The organism is Bradyrhizobium sp. WSM4874 (assembly GCF_055811835.1).
Map to the genome: position 1 here is coordinate 31,439 of NZ_JBVVPR010000003.1, position 20,597 is coordinate 52,035.

18 protein-coding genes and 2 riboswitches are annotated in these 20,597 nt (G+C 66.3%); of the genes, 2 read left to right on the forward strand and 16 right to left on the reverse strand.

The genetic code is table 11. From position 1 onward, the window contains the following. Position 1: 1 nt before the first annotated feature. The 6 genes from AC0L3P_RS04050 to AC0L3P_RS04075 form a co-directional block, all read right to left on the reverse strand. Complete coding sequence (locus AC0L3P_RS04050; protein WP_473301048.1) at positions 2 to 934, reverse strand: N-carbamoyl-D-amino-acid hydrolase; 933 nt, start codon at positions 932 to 934, stop codon at positions 2 to 4. A gap of 124 nt (positions 935 to 1,058) precedes the next feature. Then, positions 1,059 to 2,354, reverse strand: coding sequence for a class-III pyridoxal-phosphate-dependent aminotransferase (locus AC0L3P_RS04055; RefSeq protein ID WP_473301050.1), 1,296 nt, complete (start codon positions 2,352 to 2,354; stop codon positions 1,059 to 1,061). Between the two features lie 10 nt (positions 2,355 to 2,364). Further along, a complete protein-coding gene (locus AC0L3P_RS04060; protein WP_473301051.1) occupies positions 2,365 to 3,945 on the reverse strand; it encodes a hydantoinase B/oxoprolinase family protein in 1,581 nt (526 codons plus the stop codon). Further along, positions 3,942 to 5,951 (reverse strand): hydantoinase/oxoprolinase family protein, encoded by a 2,010-nt coding sequence (locus AC0L3P_RS04065; RefSeq protein ID WP_473301052.1) that lies wholly within the window; start codon positions 5,949 to 5,951, stop codon positions 3,942 to 3,944. Before AC0L3P_RS04065 ends, AC0L3P_RS04060 begins: the two co-directional genes overlap by 4 nt. Before the next feature lie 489 nt (positions 5,952 to 6,440). Beyond that, positions 6,441 to 7,874, reverse strand: a complete 1,434-nt coding sequence (locus AC0L3P_RS04070) for a PepSY domain-containing protein (protein WP_473301053.1) — start codon at positions 7,872 to 7,874, stop codon at positions 6,441 to 6,443. Positions 7,875 to 7,885: 11 nt separating this feature from the next. After that, a complete protein-coding gene (locus tag AC0L3P_RS04075) occupies positions 7,886 to 10,243 on the reverse strand; it encodes a TonB-dependent receptor (RefSeq protein ID WP_473301054.1) in 2,358 nt (785 codons plus the stop codon). A gap of 116 nt (positions 10,244 to 10,359) precedes the next feature. Then, positions 10,360 to 10,561, reverse strand: a riboswitch (cobalamin riboswitch). A gap of 72 nt (positions 10,562 to 10,633) precedes the next feature. Here AC0L3P_RS04075 and AC0L3P_RS04080 point away from each other — a divergent pair. Then, positions 10,634 to 11,206 (forward strand): histidine phosphatase family protein, encoded by a 573-nt coding sequence (locus AC0L3P_RS04080; protein WP_473301055.1) that lies wholly within the window; start codon positions 10,634 to 10,636, stop codon positions 11,204 to 11,206. Here AC0L3P_RS04080 and cobT read toward each other — a convergent pair whose 3' ends face one another. The 8 genes from cobT to cbiT form a co-directional block, all read right to left on the reverse strand. Continuing rightward, a complete protein-coding gene (gene cobT / locus AC0L3P_RS04085; RefSeq protein ID WP_473301056.1) occupies positions 11,207 to 12,259 on the reverse strand; it encodes a nicotinate-nucleotide--dimethylbenzimidazole phosphoribosyltransferase in 1,053 nt (350 codons plus the stop codon). A gap of 15 nt (positions 12,260 to 12,274) precedes the next feature. Continuing rightward, positions 12,275 to 13,024, reverse strand: coding sequence for a precorrin-6A synthase (deacetylating) (gene cobF, locus AC0L3P_RS04090; protein ID WP_473301057.1), 750 nt, complete (start codon positions 13,022 to 13,024; stop codon positions 12,275 to 12,277). Positions 13,025 to 13,069: 45 nt separating this feature from the next. Continuing rightward, positions 13,070 to 13,747 (reverse strand): energy-coupling factor ABC transporter permease, encoded by a 678-nt coding sequence (locus AC0L3P_RS04095; protein WP_473301058.1) that lies wholly within the window; start codon positions 13,745 to 13,747, stop codon positions 13,070 to 13,072. A 37-nt stretch (positions 13,748 to 13,784) separates the two neighbouring features. Continuing rightward, positions 13,785 to 14,004: riboswitch (cobalamin riboswitch) on the reverse strand. Positions 14,005 to 14,049: 45 nt separating this feature from the next. Continuing rightward, the gene (gene cobA / locus AC0L3P_RS04100; RefSeq protein WP_473301059.1) at positions 14,050 to 14,781 is read right to left on the reverse strand and encodes a uroporphyrinogen-III C-methyltransferase; all 732 of its coding nucleotides are present in this window, start codon (positions 14,779 to 14,781) and stop codon (positions 14,050 to 14,052) included. Further along, complete coding sequence (locus AC0L3P_RS04105) at positions 14,778 to 16,088, reverse strand: cobyrinate a,c-diamide synthase (RefSeq protein WP_473301060.1); 1,311 nt, start codon at positions 16,086 to 16,088, stop codon at positions 14,778 to 14,780. Before AC0L3P_RS04105 ends, cobA begins: the two co-directional genes overlap by 4 nt. Next, a complete protein-coding gene (gene cobM, locus AC0L3P_RS04110) occupies positions 16,088 to 16,870 on the reverse strand; it encodes a precorrin-4 C(11)-methyltransferase (protein ID WP_354206544.1) in 783 nt (260 codons plus the stop codon). The genes AC0L3P_RS04105 and cobM overlap by 1 nt, the downstream gene beginning before the upstream one ends. After that, positions 16,867 to 17,235 (reverse strand): cobalamin biosynthesis protein, encoded by a 369-nt coding sequence (locus AC0L3P_RS04115; protein ID WP_354206546.1) that lies wholly within the window; start codon positions 17,233 to 17,235, stop codon positions 16,867 to 16,869. The genes cobM and AC0L3P_RS04115 overlap by 4 nt, the downstream gene beginning before the upstream one ends. Next, complete coding sequence (gene cbiT / locus AC0L3P_RS04120) at positions 17,232 to 18,413, reverse strand: precorrin-6Y C5,15-methyltransferase (decarboxylating) subunit CbiT (RefSeq protein ID WP_473301061.1); 1,182 nt, start codon at positions 18,411 to 18,413, stop codon at positions 17,232 to 17,234. The genes AC0L3P_RS04115 and cbiT overlap by 4 nt, the downstream gene beginning before the upstream one ends. Between cbiT and AC0L3P_RS04125 the strand changes: the two genes are divergently transcribed. Then, positions 18,412 to 19,158: a cobalt-precorrin-6A reductase gene (locus AC0L3P_RS04125; protein WP_354206550.1), complete on the forward strand. Its 747-nt coding sequence runs from the start codon at positions 18,412 to 18,414 to the stop codon at positions 19,156 to 19,158. The two genes, cbiT and AC0L3P_RS04125, sit on opposite strands and share 2 nt — an antisense overlap. Here the strand turns inward: AC0L3P_RS04125 and cobJ are convergent. Further along, a complete protein-coding gene (gene cobJ / locus AC0L3P_RS04130) occupies positions 19,134 to 19,868 on the reverse strand; it encodes a precorrin-3B C(17)-methyltransferase (protein WP_354206552.1) in 735 nt (244 codons plus the stop codon). The genes AC0L3P_RS04125 and cobJ overlap by 25 nt on opposite strands. Beyond that, positions 19,865 to 20,596, reverse strand: coding sequence for a precorrin-2 C(20)-methyltransferase (locus AC0L3P_RS04135; protein WP_354206554.1), 732 nt, complete (start codon positions 20,594 to 20,596; stop codon positions 19,865 to 19,867). Before AC0L3P_RS04135 ends, cobJ begins: the two co-directional genes overlap by 4 nt. Position 20,597 lies beyond the last annotated feature (1 nt).

The following is a 20,597-nucleotide window of genomic DNA, read 5'->3' on the forward strand; positions in this document are numbered from 1 at the left end:
ATCACTTCTCCGGCGGCGGCACCGCGCCGGTCTGGCTCGTGATCAGACCGTAATGCTCGATGCGGCGATGCTGCGCGAAATCAAAGATCGTGGTCTTGCCGAATGTGGTGGCATCGAGATCGCAGGGGTGGACCAGCAGCTCGTCCTCGTCCGTCTTCGCTTCGGCGACGATTTCGCCATTGGGATCGACGATCAGGCTGCCGCCAAACAGCGGGTGTCCGTCCTCGTTACCGGCCTTCGCCACTGCAACCACCCAGGTCGCGTTCTGATAGGCGCCGGCCTGCGCGGAGAGACGGTTGTGGAACAGGCGTTTCTCGACCCCCTCATCGCTCCTCTCCGCATTCACGGACGGCGTGTTGTAGCCGATCAGCACCATCTCGACGCCCTGCAAGCCCATCACGCGATAGGTCTCGGGCCAGCGCCGGTCATTGCAGATGGCCATGCCGATGATGCCGCCCAGCTCGCGCCAGACGTTGAAGCCGAGATCGCCCGGCTCGAAATAGCGCTTCTCCAGATGCTGGTGCGAACGCTTGGTGTCGTATTCCACATGGCCCGGCAAATGGATCTTGCGATACTTGCCAACGATCTTGCCCGCCTTGTCGCTGAGGATTGCAGTGTTGAAATGATGACCATCAGGCGTCAGCTCAGCATAACCGAAATTCATCGCCATCTGGTGCTGCGCCGCGCGCTCGAACAGCGGCCGGGTCGCCGCGTTCGGCATCTCGCGCTCGAACCAATTATCGAACTCGGCCCGGTCCTCCACATACCAGCGCGGAAAGAAGGTCGTGAGCGCCAGTTCCGGATAGACGATCAGGTCGGCGCCCTTGCTTTTGGCCTCGTCCATCAGCGCGATCATGCGCTTGACCACGGCTTCGCGGCTGTCCGCTTTCTGGATCGGGCCCATCTGGGCGGCGGCAACATTGACGATACGCATTAGCGATTTCCTGGTGATGTCTTGGGCTAAGCTACGATTTCAATAATGTGCCGGCGCGCGGCAGCATAACGCAGCATCGTCCGGACTTTCCAGCCGGCGCCTGCCGATGGTGTGCGCTGCACGCTCATTTCTGCTCCTCATCCGCAACATCGAGACCATGGTCGAGGGCATCCAAAAGCTGTTCGGCCTCATGCTCGGAGATCACGAGCGGCGGTGCGAGGAACAGCGAGGTCTGCTCACCGCTGGTCCCGATCACGGCACCGGCCTCCAGCGCCCGCTCCGCGACGCGCGAGGCGATCGGCACCTCGGTGGTGTCGGCATGCCAGGAGCGCCAGTCCGGGCCGTGCAGCTCCACGGTCCAGTGCAGCCCCTGCCCCGCCACGCGCTGCACGCTTGGATGTTTCTGCGCGACGGCGAGCAGGCGGCGGGCGAACAGCTTTTCAAGGCTCTTCACGTGCTCGAGAATTTCCTCTTCGCTGACGACCTTCAGGTAAGCGCTGACGGCGGCCATGCTGATCGGATGGCCGCGCAGCGTGCCGTAATTCTGCCAGCTCGTGCCCTTGAGCCGTTCGACGATGTCTTTCGACACCACGACCGCGGCAACCGCCGCCGCGCCGCCACCGAGCGATTTTCCCAGCGTCACGATGTCAGGACGGCTTTCGGCGCCCTGGAACGCGAACCAGCGCCCGGCGCGGCCTGCGCCAGTCACCACTTCGTCGGCGATCCAGTAGGAGCCAGCCTGCCGCGCGCACCGCGCCACCTCGTCCTGATAGGCGCCGTCGTAATAGATGCCGCCCTGCGTGTAGTCGATGATGGTTGCCGCCGTGTCCGAAAGCAGGCGCGTGGCATCCGCCAGATATTCGCTGGGCGGGGTGTTGTTGGCTGGCGCGCCGTAGATCGCGCCATCCGGCGCCGGCAATATCCGCACCGAGGCCATTGGCGCCGGTAGCTTCGAGCCGCCTGAGTGCACCGCGAGGCCGCCATGCCATTGCGGCTGCACCGTCATGCTGCGCGACAGCCCCGTGATGCCGTGATAGGCGCGTTCGCGCGTTGCCAGCGCGGACCGCTGCGTCAGGGCCTGACAGAGCGACAGCGCCATGTCATTGGCCTCGCTGCCGCTGATGCAGAACCGCACCGCGCCGACCCAATCCTCTTCGCCCTTGAAGGCGATGGCCATCAAATCGTCAGCGGCCTGCTCGCGGCCGACCCAGGTCCACCCCTCGTTCACGACGGGCGTATCCGCGGCGCGGCGGATCGCCTCCACCATCGCGGGATGACGATGTCCGAGGCCGCCTCCGGTGTTGCTGCCGTCGATGAGCTTGCGACCATCCGACAGATGAAAATAGACGCCCTCGCCGCCGACCACGGCCATGGGCGCACTGTCGCCCGCGTTGAGCCCGGTTCGCAACAATCTGCTCATTGCAATCCCTTCATTCCGCGGCCTCGGCGCCGTAGCCACCGCCGCCGCACGTCCCGATCGTGACGAGATCGCCTTGCTGCAGCACCAGGTTCGATTTGCCGTCGATCGCGACGCTCGCGCCCTGCCGGATCAGCGAGATGCGGCAGGCCTTGCCGGGCTCGCCGCCCTGCATGCCGAACGGCGCCATCACCATGCGCTCGATGCAGGTGGTCAGATGCATCGACGGCGCCAGGATGCGATAGGTGCGCACGACTCCGTCCCCACCGCGATGCGCGCCGGCGCCGCCGGACTGCCAGCGAATGGCCTGTTGCTCGACTTGGATCGCGTAATTCGCCTCGATCACCTCGACCGGCGTGTTCGAGGTATTCGACAGATGCACCCGCGTCGCCGAGATGCCGGCCCGATCGTGCCGTGCGCCCTCGCCACCGCCGTGGACCTCGTAGAGCATCTTCCATGAACCGTTCTGTCGCGGCTCGGCGAAGAAGAGGACGCCCGCGGTGGTCGCCCCGCCGGCCGACAGACGTTCGGGGATGGTATCCTGCATGGCGCGGAAAATCGCATCGACGATGCGCATCGAGGTCTCGTGATTGCCGGCCGCAACCGAGGCACTCCACCCCGGCTCCAGGATGGAGCCTGGGCGCGTGATGATGGTCAGCGGCCGCAGCGCGCCCGCGTTCTGGTTCATGTCGCGCCCGCTCATGATGCGCGCGGCATAGGCCACCGCAGAGCGCGCCATGAACGGTGTCGTGTTGCAGAAATTCGAGACGCGGTCGCAGCTTCCCGAAAGGTCGAAGGTCGCTTCGTCGCCCGCAATGGTGATCTTGACATGAATGCGCGCGGGCGCGTTGTTGACGCCGCCGTCGTCCAGATAATCCTCGCCCTCGTAGACGCCGTCAGGCAGATCGCGCAATGCCTCGCGCATCTCGATTTCGGAGAGATCGTGCAGGCGCGCCTGCGCCGCCGTGAAGACCGCCTTGCCGTGCTCGCGGCAGAGCTCGACGATGCGCTTCTCGCCGGCTTTCGTTGCGGCGATCTGGGCGAGAAGATCGCCCTCGCAGGATTCGGGATCGCGAACATTGGCCTTGAGCAGCTGCACGATCGGCGTATTGACGCCGGCTGCCGTGGCGATCAGAACCGGCGGAATGCGCATCGCCTCCTGGAAGGTGTCGATGGCTTTCGCAAAATAGCTGCCGGGCCATGTTCCCCCGATATCGGGCCAGTGCGCGAGGCTGACTGCGAACGCCACGATCTCGCCGTCGACGAAGACGGGGCGCACGACCTTGACGTCGTTGAGATGATTGCCGCCGAGTGGGCCGACATTGTAGATCAATGCGTCGCCGTCATTCAGGCTGTCGCGCGGGACCACCTTCAGCAATTCGAGGACCGTATAGGCCATTGCGCCGAGATGAATCGGGATGTCGCGCCCCTGCCCGACCAGGTCGCCGCGGCCGTCCGTGATCGCCGACGACAGGTCGCCGGCCTCGCGCAGCAGCGGCGAGCGCGCCGAGCGCGTCATCACCAGACTCATCTCCTCGGCCGCGGCCGAGAGCCCGTGCCTGATGACCTCGACGACGAACGGATCGAGCTTCATACGGCCCCTCGCGTCAGGAACAAATTGCCTGAAACATCCGGCCTCGCCTGCCAGCCGGGCGGGACTACCACGGTCGACCATGCGTCTTCAATGATGGCCGGGCCGCTGACGATTTCGGTCAGCGAGGCGCGATCGATGATGCTTGTCGCGACGTCGTGAAAGCCATCGAACGAGCAGCTGCGCTCGCCGGTGGATACCGTCCTGACCGCGGTGGCCGGCCGGCTCACGACGGTGCTCGAGGGACGGCGTGCCTGCACCCGCACGGATTCGATGACGCAGCTCTCGCTCGTCGCATAGCCGAACAGCTCATGGTGCCGGGCCAGAAAATCCTTCTTCAGCCTGATAACATCGAGCGGTCGCGCGAACGGCACCGGAATAGCGTCGTTCTGCGCCGCGTAGCGCATCAAGGCCACCAGCTCGATCTGAATCTCGGTCGCGGCAACGCCGTTGGCAATCAGCGGCGCCGATGCATCGTCGATCAGCACCTCGATCCGCTCGAACACACGGGCGACGTCGATGCCGTCAAGCGCAGCGCGCAGGGTTTGCTGCTGGAGGAAGCTGAAGTCGGCAGTGAGGCAGCCCAGCGCCGAAAACGCACTCGATGCGCTGGGAACGACGACCTCGGCGATCCCGTAGAGATCGGCAAGACCCGCGGCGTGCATCGGGCCACCACCGCCGAAAGCGAGAAGCGTGCAGTCGCGTCCGTCGATGCCGCGCTCGACTGTGACGCGGCGGAGCGCACGCGCCATTGTCGCATTCGCGACCTTGATGATGCCGAGCGCGGTTTCGGTCAGGCTCAGCCCCAACGCGCGCGCGATCGGCGCGATGACGTCATTGGCTGCCTTGATATCGATTCCGATCCGGTCGCCAAGCCTGGTTTCGGGATTGAGATAACCGAGCACGGCGTTGGCGTCGGTGATGGTCGGCTCGGCACCACCGCGGCCGTAGCAGGCCGGTCCCGGCTCGGAGCCGGCGCTTTCCGGCCCGACGGTCAGGCCACCGGGACCATTACGGACGATCGATCCGCCGCCCGCCCCGATCGAATGAACCGCGAGCATCGGCTGGCGCAGCGGCTTGTCGCCGAGCATGCGACCGTCGGTCATCTCGGCTTGGCCGTCGACGATCAGGCACACGTCGGTGGTGGTGCCGCCCATGTCGAACGTCAGCATACGCGACGTGCCGAGCTGACGCGCGATGCTGACCGATGCGGAGACGCCGGCCGCGGGGCCCGACATGGCCATCACCAGCGGCCGCCGCTTCACGGCCGAGATCGGGACCATGGCACCGGCCGAATGAAACACCTGCAGGCCGGGGCCGATCGGCAGCCGCTGCTCCAGCTCGCTCAGATATTCCACCGCGATCGGCATGGCGGCGGCGTTGAACACGGTCGCCGAAGTCCGCTCATATTCACGCGCCTCGGGATTGACCTCGTGCGACAGCGAAACGTGGGCAACGACGCCCTTGAGGCGCTCGCCGAGCATCTTCTCGTGGACGGGATTGGCATAGGCGTGAAGCAGTGCGACCGCGACGCTCTGAACGCCGGTTGCTTTCAGCCAGGCGACCAGGCGCTCGATCTCCGCTTCATCCAGCGCCTTCAGCACCGTTCCCTCGTGGTCGAGGCGCTCGGCAAGGCCAAAACATCGTTCCGGCGGCACCAGCGGCGGCGATTTCGGCGGGACATCGAGACGATAAAGATCGCGGCGGCGATAGCGCGCGATCTCCAGCACGTCGGCAAAGCCTTCGGTCGCCACCAGCGCCACTTTCGGCAGCCGTCCCTCGACGATGGCGTTGGTCACACGCGTGGTGCCGTGGACGAAGCGCTTGACCTCGCTCTTGCGCAGGCCGACCGCCTCAATGGCCTCCAGCATCGCCTGAACCGGAGCCTGAGGTCGCGACGGCACTTTCGCGATCCGCGCCTCCGCGGGGGAGTGCCGGATTGCGATGATGTCGGTGAAGGTGCCGCCGATGTCGGTGCCGACCTCCCAGTGATTTTCGTCAGTGCTCATGTGTGGGTCAGCTGCGAACGACGTTCGAACCGGACGCCGGGTCCTTCCCGTCCATCGCCAGGTTCAATCGCAAACCGAGAGCGCTCATCATCATCCCCTGTCATGCCACCGCTTGCGAGCGTGCGACAGAGCGATGGGCTCGGGATAGGGCCAGAGTTGTCGCAACGCATTGGACCAGCCCGCGACGGGCAGGACGCGCGGAGGCACATTTTAGTGCAGCGCTGCCCGCAGGGAGTGCACGCCGGTGTGGATCGTTCCACGCGAGAAAAGTGCGGCGCACCACGCATTTTCGCGGACGAAACGCCACATCCGCTGCAGTGCAATCCACGCGCCGCGCACGGACTGTCTAATTTGCAGGCGATAGACCGGCGCTAAGGGCCCTGCGAGTGCTCATGAGCTATGCATGCCAGTCGGCTCAGCCTCTCTTTATTGTACGATCAGTAAGCGGTGGTTTTGCCCGCTCAACGCATCGCGACCTCACTCCAGGCCTCAGGCTGCAAACGAGGGACGCAGGCGGCGCCAGCCGATGACAATGCCCGTGATGGAGAACAGAAAGCCGAGGGCGCAGAGCCCGACGACCAAGCCGTCACGCAGCAACGGATGCGCGACCAGGACCGGAAAATCCAGCGTGTGCAGTGCGCCGTAGAACCAGCGATAGACCCGCCGCGACGAATCCAGCCTTTGCAGCAAGTTGCCGTCCGCGCCGTCGATGTCGAACCAGAGGTCGCCGCAGCAGGAGCGGTAGACCGGGGCACCCGGGACGGTGGACTGCGCGGGATAGTTGTCGTTGTCGGCAAGCACGGACGGTACTGCGCAGCCGGCTGCGAGGCGCGTTGTCAGCCTCTCGACCTCGTGCACATCCAGAGATCCCGTTGGTCGATCGCGGGGCGCATCCCCTGCCTTGATCAAGGTCTGAGCGGCAAGGCCCGTCCGATCCCGCCGATAGAGAGTGCCGTTGAATGCAAACCATTCGGTCTCACGGGCCGACGGCGCTCCAGGCTGCCGATCGATCGATGGGGCAGCCGTCCAGTTCGGTGCGGCGTTCATCACGCTGGATTCGGCCGAGGTCAATTGCCCACGCGAGAATAGTCGCCCGTGATCCATGGAGAGCCAGCCGCTGAAAATCCAGGTCAGCACGAAGACCATCGCCGCGAGGCCGATGAGATGATGCAGCGCATGCCAGCCACGATAGGGCGAGTCGATCAGACCGCCTCGAGCTTTGATCCGCGCAAGCCCGAGCACAGTGCCGAGCAAAGCCGCGATCAGGGCCAGCAGCGACAAGGTCCAGACCACGCGATCCCACAGCGACCAATTGCTTCGCAGCACCGTTGGATAGATCCAGTGCAGCACGCTGCCGACCAGATTCCAGGTCCGCTCGCTGCGCGTCGTATCCAGGACGATCTCGCCGGTGAGCGAGGAAACATAGAGCTCCGTTGCGGCGGCGTCGCCCAGGGCAGCCCGAAACAAGGGCCGATGGCGGTCGAAGCCGTTCGGCACACTCCATTGATCATAGTCCGAGCGCGCAACGATCGCGGCCCGCGCGGCATCCAGCCCACGGCTGCGCGCGTGATCTCGCGCGATGGCGATCGCGACGTCGAATGATTTGACCGACGCGTCGGCCCCATCGGAGGCGCGGACTGCGTTTGCGCGGGATGGCCCCGAGACGACATAGAGCGGTCCGTCGCTGCGCTGGATCAGGCGAACGCGCGTCGCATCCGCGATGCCGCTTGCGGCCACGGCATCGGCGACCGCAATCCTCGTCTCAGCGCTAGCCAGCGGCACGAGCCCGGCAAAACGTTCCGTTTCCGTCAGAGATGGGAACGGAACGAAGTGCATCACGATTCCCGTCGCGAACCACATCGCGAACAGCAGGCAGAACGCGATCCCGAGCCATCGATGCAGCAGGACGATCGTGCGCATCATCGATCAGCGTCCTACCATTTGAACGCGGCCGAGATCTCATAGGTGCGCGGTGCGCCCAGCAGGATCTGGTCTGGGTAGAACGGATCGCCCCAGATCGCGTAACGCTTGTCGGCGATGTTGCGCACCCGGAAAGACAGGCGGGCCTGGTCGACAGCGTTGAACACGGTCTTGGGGATGTCGACGAAGGCGTAGACATCGGCCACGGTGTAGGCCTTCAGCGTCACCGTGTTGGCATCAGTGTTGTAGCGGTCGCCGACATGGCGGCCGGTGATACCGAGCTCGACCGCCCAGGGCGTGAAGAAACGGTACGACGCGCCGGCATTGGCGACGACGCGCGGCACGTTCGGCGGCGTGTTGCCGGAAAACGAGCCGCCGACAAAATCGTAGTCGGCGTAGCGCGCATCGACATAGGCGATGTTGCCCCAGAGGCGCAGAGGCTCGATCGGACGCACGGACGCGGCAAGCTCGGCGCCCTTCGACTCCTGCCGTCCGGCAAGGTTGAGCTGCATGCCGCCGGCCGCGGCATAGACGTTCTTGCGCAGGATGTCATAGGCCGAGAACGACCACTCCGCCCGGTTGTCCCAGAACAGGTGCTTGACGCCGGTCTCATAGGTGCGCGCGGTGGTCAGGTTGAGCGGATCAGTCGGATTGAGCAGGAAGATGTTGTTGGCCGCGATGTCGGCGCCGGTCGCATATTGGCTGAAGAAGGTCAGGCCCGGAACCGCTTCCCACGTGTAGCCGATGCGGCCCGTGGTCGGGACCCAGGATTGCGAGAACGGGAAGTTCGCCTTCTCCAGACCGAACTTGTCGGTCGAATTGCGGTCGAGCCCGATATGCTCGACACGCAGGCCGCCAACCAGCGCGAAGCTGCGCGTGAGCTTCAGCCGATCCTCGAACGACAGCGCCTCGTTGTCGATGCGCGCGGTCTGCTGCTGTATGGTGAGCAGGCCGTAATAGCCGCGAGGCGGATCGACCAGCGGAACGGAATCGCCGGGGAAATTTGCGGCGCCCGGCCTCACGAAATCAAGGTAGCTTGAGGACAACGTCGTGACCAGGCGATTGTCAAAGCCGGCGATATTCGCATCCCAGATCAGGTCGGTGATGTTGCCGACCAGGCGTTGGCTGTGCGCGACATAGAAGCGCTCACGGTCAACCATGTTGGTACCGGAATTGAACGCCTCGATCTCGTTGTTGAACCATGTTCGCTCTGCGCCGTAACCATAGGCCTGACTCTTCAGCGTCAGGTCGGGCGCCAGCTTCAGCTCGAAACCGCCGCGCAGCCAGACCTCCTGTGCGACGTTGCGATTATCGAGGACGTTGTAGTTGGTGTTGAAGGTGCGATCGTCGATCGTGACCGCACCGAGATTGGTTTTGTTGTAGTTCGAGACGTAATTGCCGGACACGATCCCCGTCGTCGCATGCGAGCCGCTGAAGGCGATCGGCACCAGCGGCGCACCCCAATAAGCTTTCGAGCGATCTTCCCGATACTCGATCGCACCCCAGACCTTGAGGCTGTCGGAGATGCGGTAGTTGAGCTGGCCCGACACGTCGAGCGTCTTGGTGTTGGTGTCGTCGGCAAAGCCGTTGAGCGAGGAACGGCTGACGTCGAAGCGGTAGTCCAGCCCCTGCACATTGGTGCTGCCGCCCGAGCCGTAATGCGCCCGGAACGAGTTCAGCGAATCCCAGGAGAAATCCGCCTCGTTCCGGATCGCTCCGGTGTGCGGCTGCTTGGTGACGAAGTTGATCGCGCCGCCGGCGGCGCCCTCGCCCGACATCAGTGACGCCGGACCCTTCAGGAATTCGACAGCCTCCAGATTGGCCGTGTCGGTGATCCGCGAGGTCATGTTCTGCGGACCGATCTTGATGCCGTTGTAGAGCGTGTTGATCTGGCTGTTGGTGAAGCCGCGCATGGAGAAAGCCGAAGGCTCGGCCGGATTGTCGCCGGATGTGACGCCCACCGCGCCCTGCGCGACGTCGGACACGGTGCGATAGCCCTGCTCGCGCATGGTTGCGGCCGAGATCACCTCCACGGTCGCGGGCGTTTCGCGCACGGTCAGGCCGAGGCGCGAGGCGCTTTCGGCGACGGCATTGGTATTGAGCGGCGTCTGTGCTGCCGCGATCGGCACGACAGGCCTGGGCGGTACAGATGCGGCCTCTGGCGGGCGCGCTGCTGCGCGGCGTGGGCCCTGCGCCTCCCGCGCGGCGGGCTTGGCCTGCTTGCGGGATTGGGCGGGCGTTACTTCGACCGGCGGCAGAGGTTCGCGAGCCTGCTGCGCCAGCGCGGCGGAGGGATCAAGAACGGCAAAGGATGTGAGTGCGGCGGATGCAAGCAGGAACGCGCGCGGTCGTACAATGCGAACAGGAGACACGGTCTCGGACCTCGGTATGACGTCAGTGGCACGTCACAGCGAACCAAGGTCCCATCTTCCGGCTCCCAACCTTCCGATGAAGCCGAATGTCTGTACTCCCCGACCGACATCTTCGCGTGTGACCACGGCTGACGGCAGGTCTCCTGGCTCGCGGGTCAGTACCTTGCGTCGCCTTCCCGGGACCGAGATACCCAGTGGCATGTGACGCAAGATTCGCCGCTTACAGTTGCGGGGGCAGCCACGGCATTGGGGACAAGGTCCCCGCACCGCATTCCCTTTTCATCCCCTCTCGGGGAAACCGTCGCAAGCATCTAGGATTACGATCCAGACAGAGTCAATGTGCCAGTTGCGGCGTTATTGCCACAACGACCAGTTTCCTTGGAGATAAGCATGGAAGGCGAGACCTTCCTCTGGCTGATACGGCACGCGCCCGTCGATGGCGTCACGGGGACGATCCATGCAGCCGACGCGCCAGCGGATCTCGGCGCTCGCGCGCAGCTGGAGGCGCTGCGCCAGCGCCTGCCGCGGGACGCCGCGAGCTATGCGAGCCCGTCGCGGCGCACGGTCGAGACGGCCCGCGCGCTGGGTCTCGAGCCGCTGCAGCTGGACGAATTCCGCGAGCAAAATTTTGGTGACTGGACCGGCCGTCGGCATGACGAACTCGCCGCGACCGGTGGCGAGGCCTATGCACGGTTCTGGAGCGATGCGGCGCGCGGACGGCCGCCGGGCGGCGAGAGCTTTGAGGAACAGGTCGCGCGCGTCCGGCTGGGGCTGTCAAAGATCGGCGCCGGGGCCGCAACGCTCGTCGTGCATTCCGGCACGATCCGCGCGGCGCTGTGCATCGCGCTGGATCTGACGCCACAAGCGGCCCTGCGCTTTGTGATCGATCCGCTGTCGCTGACCCGGATCGACCGGCTCGCGACCGGTTGGCGCGTCGGCTCCGTCAATCAGCCGATGATTTGATCAGGCCGGACGATCCGGCACATTGGCCTGCGCAAAGGTCGCCATGCCGTTGTGGAGCGCACACGCCGACCGCACCAGCGGCAGCGCGATGGCCGCGCCCGATCCTTCGCCGAGCCTGAGATCGAGGCTGATCAACGGCTGCACATTCAGCGCGCGAAGCACCAGCCGATGCCCCTGCTCGGCGGACTGGTGCGAGGCCAGCAGGAACGGCTGGCACGACGGGTTGAGCCGCGCCGCCGCCAGCGCCGCCACCGACACGATGAAGCCGTCGATCAGCACGGGGATGCGGGCTTGCGCGGCCGCAATGATGGCGCCGCAGATGACCGCGATCTCGAGACCGCCGACGGCGCACAGGATCTTTTCGGGCGAAGCGCCTGCAATGGCATGGCGTGCGATTGCAGCATCGATCACCCGCGCCTTGTGCGCACGGCCGGCCGCGTCGATGCCGGTGCCGCTGCCCGCGATCTCCGCGGCGCTCACGCCGAGCAAGCCGGCCGCGATCGCCGCCGATGTCGTGGTGTTGCCGATGCCCATCTCGCCGAAGATCAGAAGATCGGGCTGCCCGGCCTGTGCGCGCGTCACCGCACGTCTGCCGGCTTCGAAGGCGAATGCCAGCTCTGCGGGGGTGAGCGCAGCTTCGATGCTGAAATCGCGCGTGCCGCTGCGCGGCTTGTCGGTCACGATTCCGGCCATCTCCTCCTGCGCCAGTGTGCCGGCATCGACGACCTCCAGGCTGGACCCCAGCTCACGCGCGAGCACCGAGATCGCGGCGCCGCCGGAGGCGAAATTCGCCAGCATCGCGATGGTCACTTCTTGCGGATAGGCCGAGACGCCCTGCGCGACGATGCCGTGATCGCCGGCAAAGATGATGATCGGCACCCGCGCCGCGCGCGGCTGCTCGGTTGCTTGCAGGCCGGCAAGCTCGATCGCGAGCTGCTCGAGCCGGCCGAGCGCGCCGGTCGGTTTCGTCAGTTGCGCCTGCCGCGCCACCGCCGCCTCGCGATGGACTGCGGAGATATCGGGGCATTGTTGGGTGACCCATTCGGGGAGCATGCTGCCTCGCTTGCCTCACAGCCTGCGCTTGAGGATGTAACTGTCCATGATCCAGCCGTGCCGTTCGCGCGCCTCTTGCCGGACGGCGATGATACGCGGGCCGATCTCGGCCAGCGCGCCGGACATGACGATCTGATCGGGCATGCCGAGATAGGCCCCCCACCAGATGTGCAGGCCCGCCGGATCAAGCGAGTGGAACGCCGTGCCCCCGTCGAGCATCACCACGACGGTATCGACACCTTGGGGCCAACCGCCATCGCGCAAGCGGCGGCCAGTCGTGACCAGGACGGGCTCGCCGATGTCGTTGAGCGGCAGCGCATGCGCCGCACACAGCGCCTGGATCGAGGTGATGCCGGGCACGACCTCGATTTTCGGCAAGGGATTGAGCCGCCGCGCAATGCGCAGCGAGGAATCATAAAGCGAGGGATCGCCCCAGATCAGCAGCGCGACCTTGCCCTCGCCTTCGAGACGATCTGCGATCGTCTGCGACCAGGCCGCGGCGACGGCATCGTGCCAATCGTCCACGCCCTTGCGATAATCCGCTTCAGCGGCGTCGCGCACGGGCAGATCGAACTCTGCAACGCGCGTCTTGTCGCTAGTGAGCACATCTGCGCAGATCGTCCGCCTGAGATCGGCGAGGTCGGACTTGGCCGTCCCCTTGCGCGGGATCAGGACGAGGTCGGCCGCGTTGATGGCAGTGATCGCGGCGCGCGTGAGCTGCTCGGGATCGCCGCAACCGATGCCTATCAGGGAGAGCGTGAGCATCGTGCCCGCGAAGGGCGGCCATGACGGCCGCCCGTTCGCTTGTCTCTAGGCCGCGTTGTGCAAACGCGGCGTGACGAGGCTGGATGCGGTGACGCCGCGCAATGACTTCGCCAGCGCCAGCACGCCGAGATCGGCGAGCGGCTCGATCACGATGACCAGCGCATAGGACGCCGCGAAGGTCGCGATGTTGGCGAGGTTGGTCGCACCGAAGCCCGATCCATAAAGCGCCCAGAACGCCACCCAGGCGATGACACCCGCCTGATAGGTCGTCGAAAGCGCCAGCGCCTGGCGATACTTCAGATCGACATAGGCCGTGTTGCGCGAAATGATCCGCGTGGCGATCGCCTGGATTCCGAACAACGGCACCAGCAGCGTGGTGACGTTCATGCCATATTGCGGCAGGTCGGGCGGCTCGAAGAAGATGCCTTGGAATAGCAGGCCGAACGCGAGACCGAAGGCCGCGGGCGCCGCGCCAAACAGCAGGAACAAGGTCGAGCCGAGGATGAAGTGCACCTCGGAGACGCCGACCGGGAAGTGCGGCAGGATCTCGAAGAAGATAAATACAAGTCCCGTAGTGGCGAGCGTGCGCGCCGCGAACGACGTGATGCCCTGCTCGCGCACGGTCTCGACCGCGAGCTTCAACGCAACGCCGCCGACGGCGATGCCGGTTGCGTAACTCAGCACGAGCTTGGCGTCCGAGACTAGTCCGGGTTCGATATGCATGGCTCAGATCCTTCTTGCCGTCACACCCGACGGCCTTGGCCTCAAAACGTGCACGGCCGGTCTCCTGGCTCGCGGTTCACTGGGAGTCTCCGGCCTTCCCGAACCTTGCGGCCCAGTGGCTGATCGAAGTCCCTCACCGCTTACAGTCGCGGGGGCGGCTGGGGTTTTGGGCGCCGCAACTGGGTCCGCCCATCCCCATTCCCGATTATGCTCCGGCGCTTTGCGCCGCGTCGAGCACCATGCCTCTCCTGTGTGCCCCTTTCGCCAGCCGGGCGTCAAGGGGCGAAGGGTGGCCGTGGCCGTCATGACGGATAATCCCCCGCCAGCGCGCCGAACAGGATGACGGCCGCCGTCGAGGCCGCCCCGCCCCGCGCAAGCTGCTCCGCAAGTTCCGAAATGGTGGTGCGGACCAGCCGCTCATCGGGGCGTCCGAGCGATTCGGCAAGCAACGCCGGAGTGGTCGGGGCGAGGCCGTGCTCGATCAATTTGACGACCAGCGCCTGAAAGGTCCGCCGGCCCATATAGACTACGGTCGTCGCCTCCGGATCGGCCAGCGCCACCCAATTGAGGTCTGGCGGCAGCTCGCCGGTGACGTCCGCGCCGGTGATGAACTGCACCCGGCGCGAGGTATGGCGCCGGGTCAGGGGAATGCCGGCCTGGGCCGCAGCGACGCAGGCCGCAGTTACGCCCGGAATGATCTCGTAGCCGATGCCCGCTTCACGCAGCGTCTCGAGCTCCTCCTCGAGCCGGCCAAAGATGCCGGCATCGCCCGACTTCAATCGCACCACGCGCGCGCCTGTTACGGCATAGTCGACCAGCAGGCGGTTGACATGGTGCTGCTTGGTCGAGGCCCGCCCTGCCCTTTTGCCCACCGCGACGAGATTGGCGCCGGGCCGGGCCAGATCGAGGATCGCGCCCGAAGCAAGATCGTCGTAGAGCACGACGTCGGCCTCGCGCAGGCGCGCGGCACCCTTGAGCGTAAGGAGCTCGGGATCGCCGGGGCCGGCGGAGACAAAGGACACAAAGCCGCTCACCGGTCCTCCGCGATCAGATGGAAGAACGTGCCGGTGGCTTGTCCCCGCCGCGAGCCGGTCTCGGCGATGACCGCGCCTGTCGCGTCGTGCACGACCGCCAGCGGCGTGTCGGGCTGCGCGAGGATCGTCGAATAGTGGAATTCGTGGCCACGCAGGCGTGCACCGGCTTGATGACCCAGCATCGGCGTGGCGAGTTCGGCCAGACGATAGCCCAGATGCATGCGGCGCTTGGCAAAGCTCGTCTCCAGGCCGAGCAGGCCAGTCATCTCGTGGCGGATGCCGTCGGCGTCGGTCAACGCCGTGCCCAGCACCATATAGCCTCCGCATTCGCCGTGCACCGGACGCGTTTTGGCGAAGGCGCGCAATCCGTTGCGGAAGCGCGCATTGGCCGCGATCTTGCCGGCCTGCAGCTCGGGATAGCCGCCGGGCAGCCAGCACACATCGGCACTCGGATCAGGGCCTTCATCGGCAAGCGGCGAGAATGTCGATATCTCCGCACCCGCCGCGCGCCACGCTTCCAGCATATGCGGATAGACGAAGGAGAACGCGGCGTCACGGGCCAACGCAATGCGCTGGCCGGGCGGCGTCACGTTGATGCCGCTCGCGACGGGTTGTGGCAACCAGGTGGCAGCCGAACGCAGCACTGCGTCGAGATCGACATGCTCGGCGACGAAGCGTGCGGCCTCGTCGATCAGCTTGCCGATCTCCGCCTGCTCCTCGGCCTGCACCAGGCCGAGATGCCGTTTCGGCAGGCTGATCTCGGCATGGCGCGGCAGCGCGCCGAACACGGCGATGCCGGCATCCAGCAGCGCATGCCGCACGAGAGCTTCGTGGCGGGGGCTCGCAACGCGATTGAGCACGACGCCTGCGAGCCGCACGCCGGGACGATAGTCGCGAAGGCCCGCGGCGATCGCCGCCGCCGTTTGCGCCTGTCCCGAGGGATCGATCACCAGCAGCACCGGCCAGTCCAGCATCTCTGCAATGTCGGCGGTCGCCCCGGTGCCGCAGACGCCTCGCGCGGCCACGCCGTCGAACAAGCCCATCGAGCCTTCGGCCAGCACGACATCGGCGTCAATGCCGCGACTGACGAGATGCGAGATTGTCCCGCGATCCATCGCCCAGCTGTCGAGGTTGACCGAAGCGCGTCCTGTCGCGGCTGCATGAAACGCGGGATCGATGTAATCGGGGCCGCTCTTGAAGCACTGCACCCGCAATCCGCTGTTGCGCCAGGCGCGGGCAAGCGCCAGCGTCAGCGTCGTCTTGCCGACGCCGGAGGCCGGCGCGGAGATGACGAGCCCTGCCGCCATCAGGACACCTCCGGAAAGCGCGGCTCGGCGCCGACCGGCCGATAGCGGCGATCATAGTCGGCAGCATAGAGACGGCTCTCGGAAAAATCCGCCGCGCCCAGAGTCTTGCCGACCAGGATAAGCGCGGTACGCTCCATCTCGGCTCCGACAGCAGCGTCGAGTGTTGCGAGCGTGGCGCGGACGATGCGCTGGTCGGGCCAGCTCGCACGCCAAACGATCGCGACCGGGCAATCCGCGCCATAGTGCGGCGTCAGCTCGGCGACAACCTTGTCGAGCAGATGGATCGACAGATGGATCGCGAGCACCGCGCCGGTGGTGGCGAACGCGGCGAGCTTCTCGCCTTCCGGCATCGCGCTGGCGCGGCCAGGCGTGCGCGTCAGCACCACCGTCTGGGCAAGGCCGGGCAGCGTCAGCTCGGCCTCCAGCGCAGCCGCGGCGGCCGAGAAGGAGGGAACGCCGGGCGTGACCGTGTAGGGAATGTCGAGCGTGCGCAGGCGGCGGAGCTGCTCGCCCATCGCCGACCAGATCGAGAGGTCGCCCGAATGCAGCCGCGCTACGTCCTTGCCGTCCGCATGCGCGGCGGCGATCTCCGCGATGATGTCGTCGAGTGACAGCGGCGCGGTGTTGACGATCCGCGCACCGGGCGGGCAATGCGCCAGCACGCCTTCGGGCACCAGTGAGCCGGCATAGAGACAGACCGGACAGGCGGCGATGAGGTCGCGGCCGCGCAACGTCAGCAAGTCAGGGGCACCCGGCCCCGCACCGATGAAGTGCACCGTCATGCGCCGTCCCCTTCCGCAATTGCCGCGGTCGCGGTGCGATCCTGCGAGACCACCCGCGTCGCAATCAATCGCGCGCGCGGACCAGCTGCCGCGAGGGCCGCCGCTTCGGCGACCGATCCCGTCCCGAATTTTTCGGCGACGAGTTTTGACCGCGTTGGCGTGTCGATGCCAGCCAACATTTCGGCGGGGACCGCCTTGATCGGCACGCCGCATTCGCGCGCAAGCTGCTTCAGCACTTCCGCGTCCGCCTTGTCGCTGACCGTTGCCACCGCTGCGAGGCCTTCGGGACCGCCGGCCGCCAGAAGCGCCTCACGCAGCGAAGCCAGCGTGACGTCCCGCTTGAATCCGAGCCCGGCCACCTTCATCGGACCGCACTCCATTGCACCACCGGCCGCACCGCCTGCCAGGAGCGGTAGCGGCCGAGCGGAGCGGCATGCGCAATCTCAACCCGCATCAGTTCGCCGCCATCGCGCTGGTGCAGCTCACCCAACAGCGCTTCCGTCTCCAGCGTCACTGCATGCGCGACGAGTCGCGTTCCGGATGCGAGCCGCGACCAGACTGCGTCGAACGTCGCGATGTCGAGACCGCCGCCGATGAAGACGGCGTCAGGCCCGTCCAGGGCAGCAAGCGCCTCAGGCGCCTTTCCCGTGATGACTGTGATTCGATGCGCCAATCCGAACGCCGCCGCATTGTTGCGGATGTTCGCAACGCGATCCTCGCGCGCTTCGATGGCGATCGCCGTCCCGCCGCACAGCGCCCACTCAACCGAGATCGAACCGGAGCCGGCGCCGATGTCCCACAGCCGTTCGCCGGGACGCGGCGCCAGCGCCGAGAGCGCGAGCGCACGGACTGGACGCTTGGTGATCTGGCCGTCATGGACGAAGAGTTCGTCCGATAGTCCCGAGCTGCGGGGAAGACCCTGCGTTCCTCTCGCCTCCACGGCCACCGCGACCAGACTTCCGGCAAGATCGCCTGCGAAGCTGTCGGCGCGATGCTCGTCGATACTTTCGCGCGGCCCGGCAAGCGCGGTGAGCGTACAGAATGCCGAGGCACCCCATCCGCGTTGCGTCAGCCATTTCGCAAGATCGCCTGCCGCCTTGCCATCGCGCACAAGGCAAATGATGCGTGCACCTCGCGCCAGATGCGGCACCAGACGCTCGAATGGCGCAGCGTGGAGGCCGAGACAGGCAATCGCTTCGAGGCGCCAGCCTAGTCGCGCGGCGGCGAGCGAGAAGGTCGACGGCGCGGAATGCGCAATCCACTCGCCGGCGTCCAGCTTCTCGGCGAGGCTCGCGCCGGCGCCAAACCAGAACGGATCTCCGGAGGCGAGCACCGCCGTTGGGCGGCCACGGCGGCTCAGCACGACCTCTGCATCGAACGGCACCGGCCATGGACGGCCGCGCCCGGTGACGCCGGCCAGTGCAAGATGCCGTTCACCGCCAAACACAGTTTCAGCATTATCGAGCGCCTTTCGGCTTGCCTCGGACAGCCCGGCAAGGCCATCTTCGCCGATACCAATGATGGTCAGCCAGGGATCAGCCATGACGCGCGCCCTCATTCTGGGCGGAACGGCCGACGCGAGCCTGCTTGCGGCGGAGATCGCGCGTGCCGGCATTGACGCAATCTATTCCTATGGCGGCCGCACCCGCGCGCCCGCCGGTCAGCCGTTGCCGACGCGGATCGGCGGTTTTGGCGGCGTCAGCGGCCTTGCCGATTACATCCGCCGCGAAGAGATCACCCATGTGATCGATGCGACGCATCCCTTTGCCGCCGAGATGAGCCGCAATGCGGTCGCGGCATGCGCGGAAACCGGCACGCCACTGATCGCTCTTGAGCGTGCGCCCTGGACTAAAGCGCCCGGCGATAACTGGATCGAAATACCAGACGTCAACGCCGCGGTCGCCGCACTGCCTGAGGCGGCGGCCAATGTGTTCCTCGCCATCGGCCGCCAGCACGTCGCACCGTTCGCGACCAAGCCGCAGCACGCCTACACGCTGAGATTCGTCGATCCGCCCGAAGCGACGCTGCCCTTCGCCGCGGACGTGATCGTGTCGCGCGGGCCGTTCACGCTTGAGAGCGAACTGGAGATGATGCGCGCGCGAGGCATCACCCGGATCGTCGCCCGCAATTCGGGCGGCGACGGCGCCCGCGCCAAGATAGACGCAGCCCGCAGGCTCGGCCTGCCTGTGGTCATGATCGCGCGACCGCAACTGCCGGAACGATTGCGGGTCGAGAGCGCGGCCGAGATCATGCAGTGGCTGGGTCATCGGGCCTGCCTCGGCGCATAGACCCAGCGGCCGACCCGGCGTGTCTGCGAGTTGCCGACGATCACCAGCGTGCGCATGTCGGCCATCTCGGGCGTCGCCTCGTTCAGCCTGACGGTTTCGATCTTTTCATCAGCGGCGCTGATCGCGCGCGCGAAGATCACGAGGCGCTCGCCGCAGCCGGCCTCGTTCAGCACTGCGAGCGCACGGCCAAATCCTTCCGGCCGGCTCGCCGAACGCGGATTATACATCGCAATGGCAAAATCGGCTTCCGCGGCGAGCCGCAGGCGCTTCTCGATCACCGCCCACGGCTTGAGATTGTCGGAGAGATTGATCGCACAGAAATCATGGCCGAGCGGCGCGCCGGCGCGCGCGGCAGCCGCCAGCATCGCAGTGACGCCAGGCAGCACACGGATCGGCAGCTCCTGCCATCGCGGCGCCCGTTCGAGCGCCTCGAACACGGCGGACGCCATCGCGAACACGCCGGGGTCGCCGGAGGACACGATGACGACTTGCCCGCCTTCGGCCGCGAGCCGCAGCGCCTCGCTGGCGCGCTGTAATTCTTCGCGATTGTCGGACGGATGCAAAGTGAGCCCTGCCCGCGCTGGCACGCGCGCGACATAGGGCGCGTAGCCCAGAATGTCGGTCGCGGCGGCAAGCGCGGCGGAGACTTCGGGCGTCACCAGCGCATCGCTGCCCGGTCCGAGGCCCGCAATGGTCAGCGTGCCCCTCATTCGGCGGCGTCCGGATGCCGGCCCTTGCCGTGCACGAGTACGATCGCGAAATAGGGGCAGTCGGCGGCATCGATCTCCGCGAGCCGCACCACGCGCTCGCCGGGCATGGTGCCGCGCTCGACCAGCCACGCGTCGTCCAGCCGTCCGGCGGACGCGAGCGCGCGGCGCACCTTGGCGAGATTGCGCCCGGTCTTCATGACCACGAGCGCATCGGAATCGCGCATGCGGCGTTCGAGCTCTGCTTCGGCGAGCGTGCCCATGAGCACCGTCGTCACGTCATCACCGAGCGCGATCGGCTGTCCGACGCCATTCCAGCAGCCGACCATGCCGGGAATCCCGGCGATCACCTCGATCTCGACACGGCCTTGCAGGCGCGTGTGCAGATGCATGAACGAGCCGTAGAAGTATGGATCGCCCTCGCAGAGCACGACGACATCGACCGCGCGCGCCAGCCGCGCCAGACGTTCCGCCCATTCGTCATGGAAGCCGGCCAGCAGCTGGATGTATTCGGGCGTGTCGAAGGCGATTTCCGTGGTGACCGGATATTCCATCGGATATTCGGTGACGTCGGCAGCCAACATGCCCTCGACGATACGGCGCGCCTGTCCGGGCCGGCCCTTTTTGCGGAAATAGGCGACATGCTTCGCCCCGCGCACCATGCGATCGGCGCGCACGCTCATCATATCGGGATCACCAGGGCCGAGACCGCAGCAGATGATGCGTCCCATC